Consider the following 17,542-nt stretch of genomic DNA (forward strand, 5'->3'; position numbering starts at 1 on the left):
GCTCTGGCATACGGGTTGTTTATTTGCGTTATTATCACTTGTATTTACCCAATCATTTTCATAGGTTTATTGAACCGTTACATTTCCCTTATACACATATTGCATTGCCGGGCTTTCTCTTTTCTTGCGTACTGAAACTGGCATAACCCCGATGTCTCCCCTGTTAACGTCAGCACAAAAACTGCCATCAAGCAATAAGTATCATTACTCTATTCATGTGAAGGATGACATAAACATTCGTTTATGACGATAATAATCTGTTTAATACCGACCTCATCGCAGCCTCATCGCCTCCGTGTTCCACGACTTGCGCAAATGCGGCACGCAATGCCTCCGCCAGAATGATGCCCAATTGTTCGCCAGCCTCTTCTCCTGATGCTGCAGCCAGTTCACCGAGATAACGCGCGACGGGATTGTCTCCTTTGCGGGGATCGGGCTCAGACAGCAATCGGCCCACTTTAAGGCGAAGCATGCTGTCGTAGGCGGTCAATAGAACCAATTTCAGGCGCAACTCGGGAGGAGCCGCATCGGCAACAGCTTCCATGCGGTCCAATATTCGAAGCGTTATGTCATCCCGAAGCAAGCCGTAAAATTTCTTCTTGGATTTGTAATGATGATAAAGAGCTCCCACGGTCACTCCGGCATCGGCAGCAATGTCGTCAACTTCCGCTTGGTTGTATCCCATCTCGGCAAAACGCTTTAAACCTGCCTGTATGAGTTTGTGCTGCGTGGTACCCGGTATTGGTATATGACTCATGTAACTCCCTCCGAAAACGTTCATGCAAAGATATTTAAATTCTAACATAGCTGCTCTTTAAGAGATATAAATCTTTGATAGCTGCAAATGAGCCATTTTCCAAAAAATAGCTTGAACAAATAACATAACTGGGTTATGTTAAATATAACCTAATTATCTTACATCACGAAACCATATTCTATTTCGAGGTGAGTACATGGAAGGAAACGTTATTTTTTATTTTGTTCCGGTCAAAGATATCAAGGCAGCCAAATCCCTTTATCGCGACACGCTCGGTTTGGAAGAATCATGGCGCGAAGGGGATTACACGGTTGCTTTTAAGCTCCCGGGAACCAACGTGGAATTGATGGTTGAACAAGTCTCGGAAGGAAGCCAGGATGCTGCCGGACCTGTTTTTCTCGTACCCTCTGTCCGGGATATATACGAGAACAACCCCGGCAAGCTGCAATTGATCGGCGAACCGGGCGAAACTCCTGACGGCCTCTGGTTGAGTGCCAAGGATGATTCCGGCAACGGAATCTACTTTACGGATGAAAGCAAGCACGACTCTGGATCCTGATTTACGCCTGAGACGCTCCCGGTCTGAAATGCCGGAGGTGCCTTCTCCCGCTATTTGACATAACATAGGGGCTTCCCGCCAGATCCAGGATCTATCGGGACAGCCCCCTTTTATTGTCTATCATCTAAATGTAAATCGCCGCGCGTCACCCTTTAATGGAGCCGATCATGACGCCTTTCTCGAAATATTTTTGCATAAACGGATAAATAAGCAGAATCGGAAGCGTCGAGACGATAATGACGCCGTACTTGATCTGGTCGGCATATCGCTGCGCGTACCCTCCGGCATCCCCGCCCGTTCCCGCACCGCTCGAGAATACCTGGTTCGACAGCAGGATATCCCGCAGAACGATTTGCAGCGGCTGGAGCTTCGTATCCCGGATATAGATCAGCGCCGTGAAGAAATCATTCCAATGCCCCACCAAATAATAGAGCCCGATGACGGAGACCAGCGCTTTGGACAGCGGCAAAGCCACTTTGAAGAAGAAGGTAAAGTGAGAGCAGCCGTCCATGACGGCGGCTTCATGCAGCTCCTGCGGCAGCGAGTTTTCAAAGAACGTCCTCGCAATGATCAAATAAAACACATTCACGGAGAACGGGAGAATAAACACCCAGATCGTGTTGGTCAACCCAAGACCCTTCATCAATAAATAGGTCGGAATCAGCCCGCCGTTAAAGAACATCGTGATCACGAAAATAAACATAATGATGCGCCTGGCGCGAAATTCCTTTCTGGACAGCACATAAGCTGCCGGAAGCGTGAACAGCATGTTCACCAGGGTGCCGAACACCGTGTAAAACAACGTATTTCGGTACCCGGTCCAAATCCGCATATCCTTGAAAATTTCCTGGTAACCAAAAAACTAACATTTTTGGGGATAAATATGACCTTCCCCGTAGAGACGAGCGTTGAGTCGCTGAACGAAGCAATGATGATAAAATACAGCGGATACGCAATCAGCAGAAAAATCAAAACACACAGAAAACCCAAGACGATCTTAAATCCCAGCTCCTTGCCGTTGATGCGCATTCTGGCAGTTTCATGTTCCACAACCGTTTCTCCTTCCCCGATCATTAGAATAAGCTCGTTTCCGACATTCTCTTCGATATCGTGTTCATCGCATACAGAAATACGAAATTGATGAGCGTGTTAAACAAACCGATGGCCGAAGCCAAGCTGAACTGGTTGGAGATGATCCCGATTTTGTAAACATAGGTGGCTATGACCTCCGAGACGGGAAGGTTCAGCGAATTCTGCATCAGGAATATTTTCTCGAAGCCGGTCCCGAGGATGTTCCCCATGCTGAGAATGAACAGGATGATGATGGTTGGAACGAGCGCGGGAATGTCGACGTACCGGATCGTCTGCCAGCGGCTGGCCCCATCGATCTTGGCGGCATCGTACAGCTGGGGATCCACGGTGGACAAGGCCGCAAGATAGATAATGCTGTTCCAGCCGCAGTGCTGCCATATGTCGGAGAGCACGTACACCGGAATAAAGGTCGAGGTGGAGGCTAACAAATTGATATGCCCCAGCCCCACCGCCTTCATGAAGTGACCGACAACCCCGGTTTCGGAGGACAGCAGCACGTTCAGCATCCCGACCAGCACGATGATGGATATGAAATGAGGCAGGTATACGGTGGTCTGCATCACCTGCTTCATTCTTTTTCTGCGAATCTGGTTTAGAATGAGCGCTAAGATGATCGGGGCCGGAAAGCCGAGCACGATCGTGGCCAGACTGATCAGAAACGTGTTTCGCATCAAATCGGTGAACAGGTAACTGTCGATGAATTGCTGAAAGTAGGCGAGTCCGCGCCACTCTCCGCCGGTCAAGCCTTGGCTGAAATCGTAATCCCTAAACGCAAGCTGGATGCCGTACATCGGCACATAGTTAAACAACAGAATGACGGCAATCGCCGGAAAAATCATAATCCACAGCTGGTAATCACGTCTGAAGGTGTCCAATCTTTTGCGAGGCCCCATATCCTCCCTCCTAGTTTTGATTCATGTAATCGTCGTAATATTTTTGCATAATCTCAAGATTCTGCTTCAGGCCTGCCTTCTCGCTTTCCTTGATATACGCGTCCCATTCGGCTTCCACGCCGCCCTTGGTGACCCATTTCGCAAAGCTGGATTCCGCCAGATTCATAACGTTGGTATTGTTCAGGCTCATGGCGTTATTGTCCATGGTGGAATACTTGATGAACATGCCGGGGAACACGTCTTTATCGGGATCCACGTCCAAGGCCGCCTCCAGCGGCTCCGATTGACCCAGCACCTCCTGCATATCGGTGCCAAGCGTCAGCTTTAAGGTATCGGGAATATAAAATGCGCCGTTGTCCGCCATCGTCGAGGTCCATTTCCACGTGCCCGGATCCATCTTGGCATCGGCCGGAGGCAGAACGGCATATGTACCGTCTCCGTTATCTTTAATGTTCGGTCCGAGGGATCCGAACAGCACCTGCATGCCCACCTCGGGCGCATAAAGCTCGTTGATGAATTTCATGGCCGCTTCTTTGTTCTTGGTCTTGGCGGACATGACGATATGGTTGGTGCCATAATTCAGGGAGTAATGATCGTAGCTCCAGGACAGCTTCCCTGCATAATCTGCCGACACCTTCATCGGCGGCATGGAAGCATATTGCGGTGCCAGCTGCTCGCCGAACCGGTCGGACGCCACCCATCCCCAGGTAAAACCGACCTTGGCCGTATCCCCTTCCCCGCGCGCGATGGATTGAAATTTCGTATAATCATGCGTGAACACTTCGGGGTTAATGAGACCCGCCTTGTACAATTTATTCAGAAAAGCGACCATCGTTTTGTACCGTTCATCCGTCAGGAAATTCTTCACCTGACCGTCCTCCACGAAATAGCCCTGTCCGCTGCCGTCCGTCAGCGTAATGCCCATGCTGCCCAGGAGCACCGCAGGGTTAAAATATCCGCCGATGCCTCCCGGCCAATCCATCGGAATCTCGTCATTCGGATCGCCGTTGCCGTTGGCATCCTTCTCTTTGAAAGCCACCAGTACTTCATACAGCTCATCCCATGTGGTCGGCATGCTCAGGCCGAGGTGATCCAGCCACTGCTGGTTAATGAACTGCCTGCTGGCGGTAGCGGGCCAGAACCGCTGATATTTCGGGAGACCGTAGATTTTTCCGTCCGACTGCGTGGCGATTATTTTCGTATCCGGTTTTTCATTAAACATGTTCTGTACGTTGGGCGCCTGCTCCAGCATGCCGGATAGATCCTGGAACAAGCCCTGGAATTGCGCAAAGTCGGCATCCGTAATGACGTTCGGCCCGATGAACAGATCCGGAATATCGCCGCTGGCCAGCATCGTCCCTTTCTTCTGTCCCCAATCCGCGGTAATCTCCTGCCATTCGATGTCCACGCCCGCCGTCTCCTCAACCTGTTGCAGCCACTCCATTTCGGCCAGCGGCTTCGTGAGCGGGTGCTTGGTAATGATGGCGGTAAGCTTTACTTTGCTGCCGGTTTGGTCTCCGGGAGTCTCCGCCGAGTCGTTCTGGCCGCCTCCGGCCCCGCTGCAGCCTGTTAACAACATGGCCGTGATGGCGACAAGCGAGATGAAAACGTTTACCCTTTTCTTCATTCCATTACCTCCTGGTTTCGTTTGTTGGTCTGGTCCATGGGGGTATGCGGCCTTAAGTCGGCCTTGCCTTGGGACAGTTTTCACTCTAAATGAAGGCGGCGGGCACCGTAAACGGACAGTTTTTCAGGCATCCTCATTTTTTGAAGACGCCCATCATCCCATATATGTAAACGCATCCATTACAAGCCGGTACAGGGAATTCAAATTTTGTATATGTTCAAAAATTGAAACATCTTAACCTGTGAAACAGCCTTGCCTAGGAATAGCTGTTAAGCAAGCAGGTTTATAAAAGACCGCTGTAATCGGCCTTGTCATCGGCATCAGCGGTCTTTCGATTTAAGCTTTATGCGTATTTCGATATTGCCCAGGCGTCGTGCCCACCATTTTTTTGAAGGATCGGATAAAACTCGAGGTATTGGTGTACCCGACCTGTTGGGAGATGGCTTCGAGCGTCTCCTCGCTGTCCCGCAGAAGCTGAATGGATTTCTGGATCCGAAGCTGATCGATATGCTCTTTGAAATTTTGCCCCATCGTTTTTTTGAAGTGATGGCTGAAGTTGGAGACCGACATATCAAAATAATCGGCCATCATCTGCAGCGAACAGTTCGGATCCATCCCTTTCTCCGCAATCAGGGACAGGATCTCATCCTGGGTTGCCGCCCGGGAAACGGGGAGGGTTTCCTTGATCATATCGCACAGCTTGGCATAGCTTTCCCTTATGATCCCGACCATCTGTTCCAGCGTATAACGATGGTTAAAAGCCGCATCCGTAAGCCGCAGCAGGCTCTGATCGTCATGACGGAACCGCTGGAGGCCGTTGAAGATGACGGTAACGGTATTGAGATACACGCTCTGAATCATATGTGGCGGGAGGCTGTCATTGCTTAGGTAACCGATCATTCTCTCCGCTAAAGAGGCCAGCATGGCTGCATCATTCTTGAGGATCGCAAGCTCGAGGGATTGCAGGATTTCGGCATAATAGGAGACGGCTCCGGTCTGGGGAATCCCGATGTTATCAAAGACCAGCACGGCGTCGGTCTTTCGGATGCGCAGAAACTCCGCCGTCCGGAGTGCCTGCAGATAAGAGAGATGGAGGTCCTGCGGAGACGGGGCTTCGCCTGGCTTGCCGATGCCGATCACCGTTCGCCGGCCCGTGTGCTCCAATATTTCATCCTGCATCCGTTCCAGGCAGGATGTGAGCGGGACATTCTCCGCATGGGAGCACACCAGAATCAATTCCTGCGGATAGATGCTTTTAAAGAAATGACCTTGGATATCCTCCGGCAGCCGTCCTTCATAGCGCCGGCAGTAATCCAGTATCTTCTCCATCTCTGCTCCATCCGCTTCGCAGCATAGTACGGCAACCGAGAAGTAATCATGCTGAAACCGGAGGCCAACCTTGCATGCTTCCCGTTCAAAATCATCCCAGCCTGCAAGATGCCCGCTCACCAGTTCAAACAGCAGGTTATCCCGCATAATCGGCAACGATCCCTTCACATGCTCGTCAAGCTTGCTGTTGGCCAGCGAAAGCTCCTCCAGCGTATATTTGATCGTATCGATCTCGTTCATGGGCTTCCCCTCCCGCGGCTCGAAGACTTGAACGGCAAGATCAACCAGGCGGCGAATCGGCTGATAGTTGTTCCGGATCGATATATAGATGATAAACACTTCAAGCAGCAGGATCAGGCCGACCAGGATGGCCGTATTCAACTGAATCGTCCGAATGCCTTGAAGGGATGAGGCTACCGGCAGCAGGCTCACGTATTTCCAGCCATTCTTGTCCGAAACCGAGGACGATACCAGATAATCCGATCCGCTGATCGCATAAATGCCCGAAGAGGAAGATGTCTCTTCCCCTATGCCCTGCACAAGCTTCCTGAAGTCATCGGAGGATTGGTATGACGTATCATGGGAAGATACCAACCGCCTTCCCTGGCCGTCAAACACAAAAAAATCGCCGCTATAGGTTTCCGAGACGGACTTCATCATCCGGACGATCGTATCTTCCCTTACCATGATCATGACGGCTCCGGGTGAATTCGTGCCTCCTACCGGCAGCGGCTGCACGAAAGTCAGCATTCGAACCCGGTTGTTGCCGGGCACTATCACGTTCTCGACAGGCCTGACCACGGGAGACTCGAGATCATTCAAAGTCTGGATCATATCTTCGCTGGCCCAGTTTTCATAGTAGTAACCGACGCCCGGAATGGACAGGTCGTCCAAACTGTATGCGCTTCCAGTTTTGGAAAACAAATAACCGATGTTCTTTACATACAGCAAGGTGTTGTAAATAAATGCATCGGTTGCATTGTATTTTTTCATCTCATTGGCAATGAGGACACGCTGGTAGTCGCTTTCCTCGGCCTTGTACATCTTGAATTCCCGATTCTGCACCAGCTCGAACGGCAAATTGTATACATACCGGGTAAACGTATCCATCGATGTCATGAACTGCTCCGTAATATGCGCATTCCAGTCCATTTCCTTCTCTTTCACAACATCCGCCGAATAGGGATAGTAATAACACAGGATGACGATCACGGGAAACATCAGCACAAGCAAATAGGAAATCAACAACTTGGTCAGCAGGTTAATCTTATGGATTCGCAAACGGCAACCACCTCCCTATCACTTCATTCCCATTTTCGAAAATGTTATCTATAAGAATACGAAATTTTCAAAAAAAAGAAAACTCATTTCCGCTGTATACGCGTCGGAAATGAGTTTTCTGATATCTTACCATTTTGGCGGCAGCGGGAACGTCAGGAGGATTGTTCCACTCCCCATTTTTCGGCCCACTTCTCCATCTCCTTCAAAGAATCCAGGAAGTCCATCCCCTTCTCGGTCAATGAATACTCCACGGAGACCGGAACGGTAGGGAATACCTCGCGTCTCACGATGCCGCTGCTTTCCAAATGGCGCAGGACATCCGTCAAGGATTGCGTCTTGATGATGGCTGCATCCCGGTGAAGCTGATTAAACCGTTTCGGTCCCTGGGCTAATTGCGCGATGACAAGGAACGCCCATTTGGCTCCAAGAATTTGCAGCACCGAGCAGATATGATTGAACGCTGGCTTTTCCTGAAAGTCTTCTTTAACCGGCTCCATTGCCTCACCCCATCACTAACTAATCGTAAGTTAGTCAAAATGACTGGATAATATCCAAATGCTTTGCCTTCTTACATCATATATGCGCACTGCTTATAATACAAACACAAAGAGATTTCATGCTTTACTATCCGAAACGGCATGTGCTAGCCATGATCCGATTGAGGGTATCGATCTCCCAACGGAAAGGATAATGGATATGAATCGATATACGATATATTTATTAGCGCTCGGGGTTTTTCTTACCGCTACCTCGGAACTGGTCGTCTCGGGTATTCTGTACGCGATTGCTGACGATCTTCATATTTCCTTGGCTTTTGCCGGCCAGCTGATTACCGCCTATTCGCTTGCTTTTGCGATCGGAACACCGTTTCTGGTCTCGCTTACCGCTCGAATCAATCGAAAAAAGGTGCTGCTCGGCTCGCTTCTGCTATTCATTGCCGGCAGTCTTGTTTCCTTTTTTAGCACCGAGGTATGGATGCTCATGGCTTCCCGTGTCATTCTGGGTGTAAGCTCAGGCGTCTATCTCGTTGCCGCAATGGGTACCGCAGCCAAAATGGTGCCACCGGAAACGTTAGGCCGTGCGATTGGCACCATCGTGCTGGGTTTCAGCAGCGCCATGGTGCTGGGCGTTCCGATCGGCATATGGATCACGAATCTGCTGAACTGGCAGTCCATTTTTCTGCTGCTGGCTCTGCTCAGTCTGTTGGTCGCTTTTGTCCTTATCAGGCTCCTGCCGGATGTTCAAGGGGATGCCCCCGTACCCTTCCGCCAGCAATTCAAAGTGCTGGGGAGTCTCGTGATCGTCAGCGCCCTGCTGCTTACGTTCTTCCGGGAATCCGGCAACTCGGTACTGTTCACGTATGTGACGGCGTTTATCCAGGATATTTTTCGCATCGCGCCATCCGGCATCAGCATCACGATGCTCGGCTTTGGCCTATTGGGAGCCATCGGCTCCAGGCTCGGCGGTTATGGCGTCGACCGTTTTGGGGCGGCCAAGGTGATTGTCCTCAACACGCTCGTTCATATTGCGGTATTTGCGCTGCTTCCGCTGCTCGCCGGTCAATCGGTCATTGGACTTTCGCTGATGGGAGTCATGGTGATGTCCATGTTTGCGGCGGGCCCGGCGGTCCAGAGCTATTTTATCCAGCGGGCGCCGGGTTCTTCCAATCTGGTTCTCAGCATAAACACCTCCATTGTCCATCTGGGGTTAGCCGCAGGAGCGGGTGCAGGAGGCTTCATGGTCAATACGTCATCCACGCTTCAATACCATCCATGGCTCGGGGGATTCGTGCTCGCGCTTGGCTTGGCGGCAGGACTGGTCAGCTTCTCGGCCGGACGGAAGTCGCCGGTTTCCATCCCGAAATCGGCCTGACCTCGCCTGCTCCACTCTATGTGTGTTTAGCGCAAGCCGCCCTATCAACGGGCGGCTTGCATCCTGCTGATTGTTAAAAATGGGCTCACGGATGTTTGCCCATGGGCATAACGTGTGTTATGGGTCAACGCCTATTACATGATGAAGGGCAGGAGTCACAGTGGCAGTCTCTTATATGGATTTCACCTCACCGTCCGTTCGGTTTACTTACGATATGAACAATAACCCGTTTTTCAAAAAAGATAGTCAAAATTACATTAATTCTCTCTCCGTAAAAGAATTGAACACGCTCGGCAACGCTTCCCTGCTGGATATATATCTCAGTACCGGAAACGTAGTGGAGCCGCATATCCATCAAAATGCATCGGAGCTGGTATATGTCGTTTCCGGCTCAGCCATCGTTTCCCTTGTCAATCCGTTTACGAAAGAGCTGCTGAACTTCACGGTAACGCCCGGTCAAGTTGCGCTCGTGCCCCAAGGCTGGTGGCATTATGAAATGGCGACGGTTGACAACACGCATCTGATCGCAGTCTTTGACGCGCCGGTGCCTGAATTCATTGGAGGTTCGGATCTCTTGAGATTGACGCCGGCCAGCGTGTTCGCTCACACCTACTGTCTGGATGAAGCCAAAGTCAAAGAGACCTTGGCGCCGATCACCGACACGGTTGTCATCGGGCCGCCAAAAAACTGCCCGCAGCAAGGGCAAGTGCAAGGGCAGATGAAACATCAGCCTCACGCGTCTCATCTTAATCAGCATTATTACCATCAAGGAACGCCTGGCCAGCGAGATTATGAGCTCCTTCAGCAGCAGCAGCAACAGCAGTTCCAGCAACAGCAGCAGTTGTTCCAGCAGCATTTCAATGCTCAGGATCAAACCCAGCATGGAACGTATGCTGCTGAACCGCAGCGAACACCAACTCAAGCACAAGAGCAGTTCCGTTCGCAACAGCAATTACAAGAACAACAGCGTCAGCAGTTCATTCAGCAACAGCAGCAGCTGCCATTCCTGCAGCGCCAGCTAATAGGAAATGGCTGGGATAAATTCTGATCAACCTTCCGATAAATGAGTCCTCCATTGAAATACGCAGCATCACGATTCGTCCATGATGCTGCGTATCTCTTTTTAATATGGAATTATATTATTTAGCAAGACCGGATGCTCCCGTTATTCTCAGCTTCCGGCACGCAATGTTCTCCGGCCGTGTAACCGATATGGACCAATGAATGCCCGAAGTCAAATTCACCAGGCTTAAATAATATCCGTGCCCAGCGCCTGTATCAATTCCCAGCTTACCGTCGCCGAACCAGAGCTGATGGGGCTCTACACCCAAGCGAAACGTGGATGTATGACCAAACACAATCGTTTTATCCATCAAACGCGGCGACTGATGGAACGGTTCCCGGATCTCCGTCAGATCCTCCGGCTTCTGCGCATGGAGCGGAATATCGGGGCGAATGCCCGCATGCACGAACAAATACTCATCATGCTCGATCCATAGCGGCATAGCTGCAATGAATTGTTGATATTGTAACCCTTGAGGAGCCACGAAACCGGCTTGTTCCGGCAATTGATGCAGCCATTTGCGTTCATTGTTCCCCTGTAGCGCTACTGCGCCGGCATCACACAGCTCCTTCACATAATCCAGGGTCCCGGCTGAATCGGGTCCCTTATTCACATAATCCCCAAGCAAAAATAAACGATCCGCCTCGGGCTGATAATGTACATGCTGCAGCAGGATCTCAAGCAGATAACCGTAGCCGTGAATGTCCGAAACCGCATACACCTGACTCATGTGGCCAACATGCTGCTTTCTGCATATATCATGGTTTGTTCCGGTGACACCCGTATCCTTCGTTCGCTTCCCGCTTCTACGCTGCAATGATGGAATAAATGAATCGGCTGCCGGTCTGCCGTCTCGGCTATGATTCTCCATCTGGTTCCTTCGTAGACCGTCTGCAGGATGGTTACCTTCAACGAGTTCCCTTCCGGTGTAGCTTCGTCACTGCATATTTCGATCGATTCAGGATGGATCATGACGATGGCGCCGTCGTCTCCATGATTTATATCTATCAGATTTCCGCCAATCAAACTTCCGGATAGTATGGCTGCAGTCTGCCCATTCGGGCTCAGTTTGGCTTCCAATCGGTTATGGTAACCCATAAGCTGCGCCACCCAAGGGCTCGCAGGCCGCTCAAACAGCTCTCTCGGTTCCCCGAATTGATCAATCGCCCCGTTCCTTAATATCATTATGCGATCAGCCACCGTAAAGGCCTCCATCCGGTCATGCGTCACATACAGGGTAGCGATGGATAATTCGCCCAGCAATCTGGCCAATTCACCACGCATATCCGTTCTCAGTTTGACATCCAGATTGGACAATGGTTCGTCCATTAACAACAGCTTCGGCTCTGTTGCCAGCGCTCTCGCGATGCCGACGCGCTGCTGCTGACCGCCAGACAGCTGGGCCGGCAGCCGGTCCAATAAACCTTCCAGCTTTAAAAGCGATTGGAGTCGGTCCAATGTCCGCGCTCTGTCATGCCCATTTAGTTTTCGGCGCTTCATCCCATACTCCATATTCTGTTTCACGTTCATATGGGGCCATAGCGCATAATCTTGAAACACCATGTTAATCGGGCGATTTTCCGGCGGAATATAATGCCCTCGCCGTTCGACGGTGACTCCGGCCATCTCCACCTCCCCTGCATCGATACGCTGAAGACCGGCAATCATCTGGAGCAGCGTTGATTTTCCGCAGCCTGAGGGGCCAAGAATGCATATGCGCTCCCCTTCTCCCACCTCAAACGTGATCGGCTTCAATACTTGCTGTGAGCCGAATGATTTCGATACGCCCTTTACCTTTAAGATCATTCCACTCTCCATCCCTTCTACCATTTATTGCGATCCAGCCATCTGAACCATGTACGCCCCGCTGCTTGCAGAAGAATGATGATCAGCACGACCGCTCCGCAGCTAACGACGGTAGCAGCCGTTGCATATCCGTAGCGTGAGAATTCAAAGGCCCTGTCTATGACCAGCGGCATCAGCGAATAGTTAGCCGGTTTCAGCATGGAAGCCAGGGCCAGATCAAACACGCTGGTTCCGAACGAGGCCAGGGTTGCAATTAGAAGCGACTGGCGTGCTATAGGCAGTACGATATCCCGCATTCGTTCAAATACGCCTGCCCCTTGAATGGCTGCCGCCTTGAGCATGGTGCCGGACATGTTGCCGAACGCGCCAAGCTGGACCCTGACTGCGTAGGGGATGGCACCGGCGATCCCGGCGATCACAAGCAGCGAGGGTGTTCCGTAAAGATGGAGTCCTAAAGGTTCCAGCCATTTCTGATTCCATATGAAAATATAGCCAATCCCTAGCACAACGCCGGGGACCGCTAAAGAAATGATCGAGAATAGCTGAAGCAACGGCCTTAGACGAGACTCCGTAAAAGTCAGCATATAGGCTACAACAAACCCGATCAGCATGCTAAACAATGCAGCTGAGGCTGCTATGACAAGCGAATGATACATGCCTTCCAGATAACCGAGCAGCCTGTGATCCCCGGCTTGTCCTGCGAATAATTCGCGATAATGATCCAGCGTGAGATTATCCAGATGTATGCCTCCGCCAGCCTGCTTCAGGAAAGACACCGCTGCGCTGGTTCCGATCGGAATCCCAAGACTCACAAAGAGAAAAATCGTAATCGACAGATTATACAACCAGGCCTTCCGCGGCCTTACCTTCTCCATTTGAACCGCTCTTGCATTCAAAAAGTCGAACCTGGATTTCCGCAGGGTCACCATAAGCAAGGTCATCGCCAGTGCCAGAATTAAGACAAGATAGAATGCCAGCACACCCGCCATATCGAATCGGACCGGAGACTGGTAGATTGCCGAGTATATGGAGTATGTCAACGTTGGGAATTTATACACGGTTGCCAAAGCGGCGGGCAGCCCGAAATCCCCGATGGTATCCATGAACACCAGGGTCCAGCCAGCCACATAGGAAGGCAGAGCCAATGGCAGTTCGACGGTTCTCCAGACGGTGAATGGCCTTGCGCCATTCAGCCTGGCCGCATAACCGAACTGCCTTATGTTCCACTCCGAAGCTGCCATAATGGCCAAATAAGCTAGCGGGAATTTACTTAGTGACATGACGAACATAAGCCCGACAGGCTGAAAAATAAACGAGGTGACCCACGTCAGCCCCAGCCACTGATGAGCCAGTCCGTCCGAGCCGGCAAACAAAACCCAGCCCTGCGCGATCATGAAGGACGGGGCTATTAACAATACCCAAGCCGTCATATCCAGCAATTTGGCCGCTGCAAAGTCCCACCGTGCCCGAATGGTAGCAAGCACGCCACCAATGATCGTACCGATCGTTGCCGTGCCCAGCGATAATGTGACCGAATTCAGAAGGGACTGTTTCCATAACGGCCGATTCATGATGTCTCCGATCAAGCCCAGGCTGCTGGACTCGATCTGCCCGAAAAATAGCCCGGGAAAGATGACGTTGATCAGGACGGCGAGCAGCGGCAAAAAAATAAAAACAAACAGGAGGAGGGTGACCCCGCCTCCATAGCGAGCTTCCGAAGTATTCATATCGCCCTTCCTACCTTACATTTTGATCCGCAAACCAGGTTTTGATCTCAACTTCATGCTCGGATGCCCACTTCGCGGAAGGCAGCATAAAGGCTCCATTCGGTTCACGCTCACTTCGTGCACTCACGCCCTCCACAAGCGGCGTAAAGAAACTATCCGTTGAATCCAGATTCGTTAACATCTGCTGTGTCTCGGGTTTCAGCATATATTCAACAAATGCTTTGGCCGCTGCCGGATTCTTGGTATGCTTGCTGATCGCCACAACGCGCAAGCTCCCTGGCGCACCCTCGCGCGGCCATATTACCTCGATAGGCTCGCCTGCAAGCTTCAGTTCATAAGCATTATGCTCCTGAAGCGCCGCAACTTCGATTTCTCCGCTTAACAGCGCCTTCCCGACAGGACCGTTCTTGGGGTATACATGAAGTCCTTTTTTAAAACGCTGCTCGTATGTCTGCTCTGCGGCTTCGACACCCCATTGCTCAAAAAATGCGGATACGAGCGGATAGGCAGGCGCTGCCACGGCCGGATCGGCATGACCGACAGGGCCGTCATAGGCAAAAAATTGCTCCCAAGTCGTCGGTGCCTTCTCCGGAGTTACCAGCGTTGTGTTATAAGCAATGACACCTGCCGCATGAATGCCGACAGGGAAGTAGGCGAAATCTTCGGGTACATGGCTCCTTCCGTTCTCGGACAGATTTCCGAGATTGTCAGGCTCCCAATCCGTCATCAGGAAATCGCGGTCGCCCAAATTGCGCACCGAACCGTGTCCATCCATCATCAAGACGTCCCATTGCGGATTTCCCTGCTCCGCCTCAATTTTGGCCAATGCTTCTCCCCCTCCATAATGCACGGCTTCTAATTTGAAGCCTGTCTCTTCCATAAATTTCGGGGCAATGTAATCCACAAAATCATTTCCGTATAAGTAGATCGTTTCCCCGGTATCCTCCGGATTGCCATTCGTTAAGGTTATGTCCGGCTGCCCGGCTGCACCTCCGCTTCCACTGGCCGTCGGCCCCGTGGTTTCCCCCGAGCGAACCGTTGGCTGTCCATCCGTTTGCGCGCATGCCGACAACAACCACATGAGCGCAGTCAAAGCAATGAATATTCCATGTTTGAATCCTGTTTTCTTGTTCATGTCACCCTCCTGTTTCTGATTGCCTTCTTGTTTCCATTTCAGCATAACGTCCCAGATTCAATTAAAAATTATCGCTGCGTTAACAAAGAATTAAATAATATCTATCAAATGAAAGATAAGATTAATACCATCGATGTTTGAAATGGGAAGAGAGGGATGCAATTTGAACTTACAGCAATTCAAAGTGTTTGTACTTACCGTCGAATTGAAGAAACTGTACCTTGTGGCCCAGAAGCTGGGCATTACCCAGCCAACCGTCACCTTTCATTTGAACAAGCTGCAAGAAGAGCTTGGCCTTGCTCTGTTTCACACCAAGTCCTATCATGTCATCAAGCTTACGGAAGCCGGTGAAGCCTTTTATCATTACGCATCGCAGATTCATTCCCTCTCTGAGGAAGCTTCATCAACCATGGACGTATACCGCGGAACCGCTGCGGGAGTGCTTGCGATCGGCAGCACCCATACGCCTGCCACCTATCTGCTACCGCCGTTCCTGAAGCAGCTGAAGCTCAATTATCCGGGATTGTCGATCCTTATGGATGTCCGTCCTGCGGCCTATATTCTGGAAAAAGTCAAGAAATATGAACTCGATGTAGGCATCATTTCGAACACGCAAGTGGATGACCCGGAATTCATCGCGCAGCCGTTGATCCATGATGACCTGGTTCTTATATTCGCCCCGGATCATCCATTCGCAAGCCTAAACGATTTAATGCCCGGCGATCTGGTCGAACATCCTTTCGTTTCCCATGAACCGGGCTCTATCAGCAGGCAGCTTATTGACAACTGGGCAGACAAACATCGTCTACGTCTTCAAATATCACTGGAAATCTCGGGGACCGAGGCGCTGAAATCCGCCGTCCGGCACGGTCTCGGGTACGGCATGATTGCAGAAGCCGCCATACAAGAGGATGTGGCAGAGGGGAAGCTGCATGCACGACTTATTCCGTCCTGGGTGCCTGAACGTCAGATTTATGCGGTTCGACACCGCAATAAGCTGATCAGTCCGGCACTGCGCATGTTCTGGAGAAATCTTTTGGACAATTTTGCATGACAGCGGCGGATGGGATTCCAGACAAGTTTCCGATTTGATCCGGCTGTATTTCGTATTCTCCGAAAAACGGTTAGAATAGTAAGATACGGCATCTTTTCGAATGCCAATGTAAATCGAAGGAGGTTCTATATTCATGAGCGTTGATTATAAAGCGTATTTCGCTGAACACCGCGAAACCCATCTGAATGAATTGAAGGAATGGTTGTCCATTCCGAGCATTTCCGCCTTGTCCGAGCACAAAGGCGATGTCGCCAAGGCTGCCGAGTGGCTCGCAGGCAAGCTGACCGAAGCGGGACTTGAGCATGTGGAGGTTCACCAGACGGCCGGGCACCCGATTATTACGGCAGACTACCTGCATGCCGAAGGCAAGCCGACCGTGCTCGTCTACGGCCACTATGACGTTCAGCCCGTTGATCCGCTTCATCTGTGGGAAACGCCGCCGTTTGAGCCGGCTGTCCGCAACGGCAAATTGTACGCGCGCGGAGCAACGGACGACAAAGGCCAGCTCTTCCTGCATGTCAAAGCCGTTGAAGCCATTTTGAAGCAAGAGAAGGAGCTTCCGGTCAACATCAAATTCTGCATTGAAGGCGAAGAAGAGGTATCCAGCCCCAACCTGCCGCTCTATCTTGACAACAACAAGGACAAGCTGGCGGCAGATGCCATCGTGATCTCCGATACATCCCTGCTCGCGCCTGGCAAACCGGCCATTTCCACGGGTCTTCGCGGGTTGTGCTCGCTGGAATTGTCCCTGGAAACAGCCAATACCGATCTTCATTCCGGTACATACGGCGGCGGCGTGCCGAACGCCCTGCACGCAATGGTGTCCTTGCTCTCCTCGCTCCATGACGAGCAGGGCCGCGTTGCGGTTGAAGGCTTTTATGACGGCGTACTTGAACTGTCGCCCGAAATGCGCGAGGAGTTTGCCAAGCAGCAATTCGACGAGGATAAGCTGAAGCGGGACCTCGGCCTCGATTCCTTGTACGGCGAAGAAGGCTTCTCCTTCGTTGAACGCGTGGGAGCTCGTCCGACCCTTGAGCTGAACGGCGTATACGGCGGGTTCCAGGGAGAAGGCAGCAAAACGGTCATTCCGAAGGAGGCCCATGCCAAAATTACCTGCCGTTTGGTCGCCGATCAGGATCCGCAGGCTGTTCTCGACGCGATCGAGAAGCATCTGCATGCCCACATCCCGGTTGGCGCCAAGATCACCTTCCAGCCGAAGGAAAAGGCATTCGCCTTCAATATCGATCCGTCCCATCCGATGCTGCAAAAAGCTGCAGATGCCTTCGAGAACGTGTATGGCACACGTGCACTGTTCACGAAAGACGGAGGATCGATTCCGATCGTGGA

The 17,542-nt window shown here is 51.4% G+C and carries 14 protein-coding genes and 1 pseudogene; 5 read left to right on the forward strand and 10 right to left on the reverse strand.

The window, feature by feature from the left end; all coding sequences use genetic code 11:
• Positions 1-241 precede the first annotated feature (241 nt).
• A complete protein-coding gene (locus HMPREF9412_RS28310; RefSeq protein WP_009595313.1) occupies positions 242-757 on the reverse strand; it encodes a TetR/AcrR family transcriptional regulator in 516 nt (171 codons plus the stop codon).
• A gap of 196 nt (positions 758-953) precedes the next feature.
• Here HMPREF9412_RS28310 and HMPREF9412_RS28315 point away from each other — a divergent pair, with 196 nt between their 5' ends.
• Positions 954-1,316 carry a VOC family protein gene (locus HMPREF9412_RS28315; protein WP_009595322.1) on the forward strand — a complete coding sequence of 121 codons (363 nt, stop codon included), beginning with the start codon at positions 954-956 and terminating at the stop codon, positions 1,314-1,316.
• A gap of 145 nt (positions 1,317-1,461) precedes the next feature.
• Here the strand turns inward: HMPREF9412_RS28315 and HMPREF9412_RS28320 are convergent.
• The 5 genes and pseudogenes from HMPREF9412_RS28320 to HMPREF9412_RS28340 all read right to left on the reverse strand — a co-directional run bounded on the left by HMPREF9412_RS28320 (position 1,462) and on the right by HMPREF9412_RS28340 (position 8,035).
• Positions 1,462-2,390, reverse strand: a pseudogene (locus HMPREF9412_RS28320) (carbohydrate ABC transporter permease).
• Positions 2,390-3,301 carry an ABC transporter permease gene (locus HMPREF9412_RS28325; RefSeq protein ID WP_009595317.1) on the reverse strand — a complete coding sequence of 304 codons (912 nt, stop codon included), beginning with the start codon at positions 3,299-3,301 and terminating at the stop codon, positions 2,390-2,392. The pseudogene HMPREF9412_RS28320 and the gene HMPREF9412_RS28325 overlap by 1 nt, the downstream one beginning before the upstream one ends.
• 10 nt (positions 3,302-3,311) lie before the next feature.
• Entirely contained in the window at positions 3,312-4,928 is a 1,617-nt protein-coding gene (locus tag HMPREF9412_RS28330) for an ABC transporter substrate-binding protein (RefSeq protein ID WP_009595315.1), read from the reverse strand.
• A 336-nt stretch (positions 4,929-5,264) separates the two neighbouring features.
• On the reverse strand, positions 5,265-7,538 hold the full coding sequence (locus HMPREF9412_RS28335) for a helix-turn-helix domain-containing protein (RefSeq protein WP_009595318.1): 2,274 nt from the start codon (positions 7,536-7,538) through the stop codon (positions 5,265-5,267).
• A gap of 152 nt (positions 7,539-7,690) precedes the next feature.
• Positions 7,691-8,035 carry a winged helix-turn-helix transcriptional regulator gene (locus HMPREF9412_RS28340; protein WP_009595324.1) on the reverse strand — a complete coding sequence of 115 codons (345 nt, stop codon included), beginning with the start codon at positions 8,033-8,035 and terminating at the stop codon, positions 7,691-7,693.
• Between the two features lie 199 nt (positions 8,036-8,234).
• Here HMPREF9412_RS28340 and HMPREF9412_RS28345 point away from each other — a divergent pair, with 199 nt between their 5' ends.
• On the forward strand, positions 8,235-9,410 hold the full coding sequence (locus HMPREF9412_RS28345) for an MFS transporter (RefSeq protein WP_009595319.1): 1,176 nt from the start codon (positions 8,235-8,237) through the stop codon (positions 9,408-9,410).
• 160 nt (positions 9,411-9,570) lie between these two features.
• A complete protein-coding gene (locus HMPREF9412_RS33785; RefSeq protein WP_009595323.1) occupies positions 9,571-10,458 on the forward strand; it encodes a cupin domain-containing protein in 888 nt (295 codons plus the stop codon).
• A 91-nt stretch (positions 10,459-10,549) separates the two neighbouring features.
• Here HMPREF9412_RS33785 and HMPREF9412_RS28355 read toward each other — a convergent pair whose 3' ends face one another.
• Genes HMPREF9412_RS28355 through HMPREF9412_RS28370 form a run of 4 tightly spaced genes read right to left on the reverse strand, consistent with a single transcriptional unit; the run spans position 10,550 to position 15,141 of the window.
• Positions 10,550-11,203: a metallophosphoesterase gene (locus HMPREF9412_RS28355; RefSeq protein ID WP_009595311.1), complete on the reverse strand. Its 654-nt coding sequence runs from the start codon at positions 11,201-11,203 to the stop codon at positions 10,550-10,552.
• Positions 11,200-12,279: an ABC transporter ATP-binding protein gene (locus tag HMPREF9412_RS28360; RefSeq protein WP_009595316.1), complete on the reverse strand. Its 1,080-nt coding sequence runs from the start codon at positions 12,277-12,279 to the stop codon at positions 11,200-11,202. Before HMPREF9412_RS28360 ends, HMPREF9412_RS28355 begins: the two co-directional genes overlap by 4 nt.
• Positions 12,280-12,296: 17 nt before the next feature.
• The gene (locus HMPREF9412_RS28365; RefSeq protein WP_009595326.1) at positions 12,297-14,006 is read right to left on the reverse strand and encodes an ABC transporter permease; all 1,710 of its coding nucleotides are present in this window, start codon (positions 14,004-14,006) and stop codon (positions 12,297-12,299) included.
• 10 nt (positions 14,007-14,016) lie between these two features.
• Positions 14,017-15,141 carry an extracellular solute-binding protein gene (locus tag HMPREF9412_RS28370; RefSeq protein WP_009595321.1) on the reverse strand — a complete coding sequence of 375 codons (1,125 nt, stop codon included), beginning with the start codon at positions 15,139-15,141 and terminating at the stop codon, positions 14,017-14,019.
• A gap of 163 nt (positions 15,142-15,304) precedes the next feature.
• On the opposite strand from HMPREF9412_RS28370, the gene HMPREF9412_RS28375 reads away from it, so the two are divergent.
• Together HMPREF9412_RS28375 and HMPREF9412_RS28380 are read left to right on the forward strand one after the other, a co-directional pair.
• Positions 15,305-16,195, forward strand: coding sequence for a LysR family transcriptional regulator (locus HMPREF9412_RS28375; RefSeq protein WP_036673890.1), 891 nt, complete (start codon positions 15,305-15,307; stop codon positions 16,193-16,195).
• A 133-nt stretch (positions 16,196-16,328) separates the two neighbouring features.
• On the forward strand, positions 16,329-17,542 hold a 1,214-nt coding region (locus tag HMPREF9412_RS28380; protein WP_009595314.1), incomplete at its 3' end, for a dipeptidase.

The organism is Paenibacillus sp. HGF5, from assembly GCF_000204455.1.
In the GTDB taxonomy this organism is placed as follows: domain Bacteria; phylum Bacillota; class Bacilli; order Paenibacillales; family Paenibacillaceae; genus Paenibacillus_AQ; species Paenibacillus_AQ lautus_A.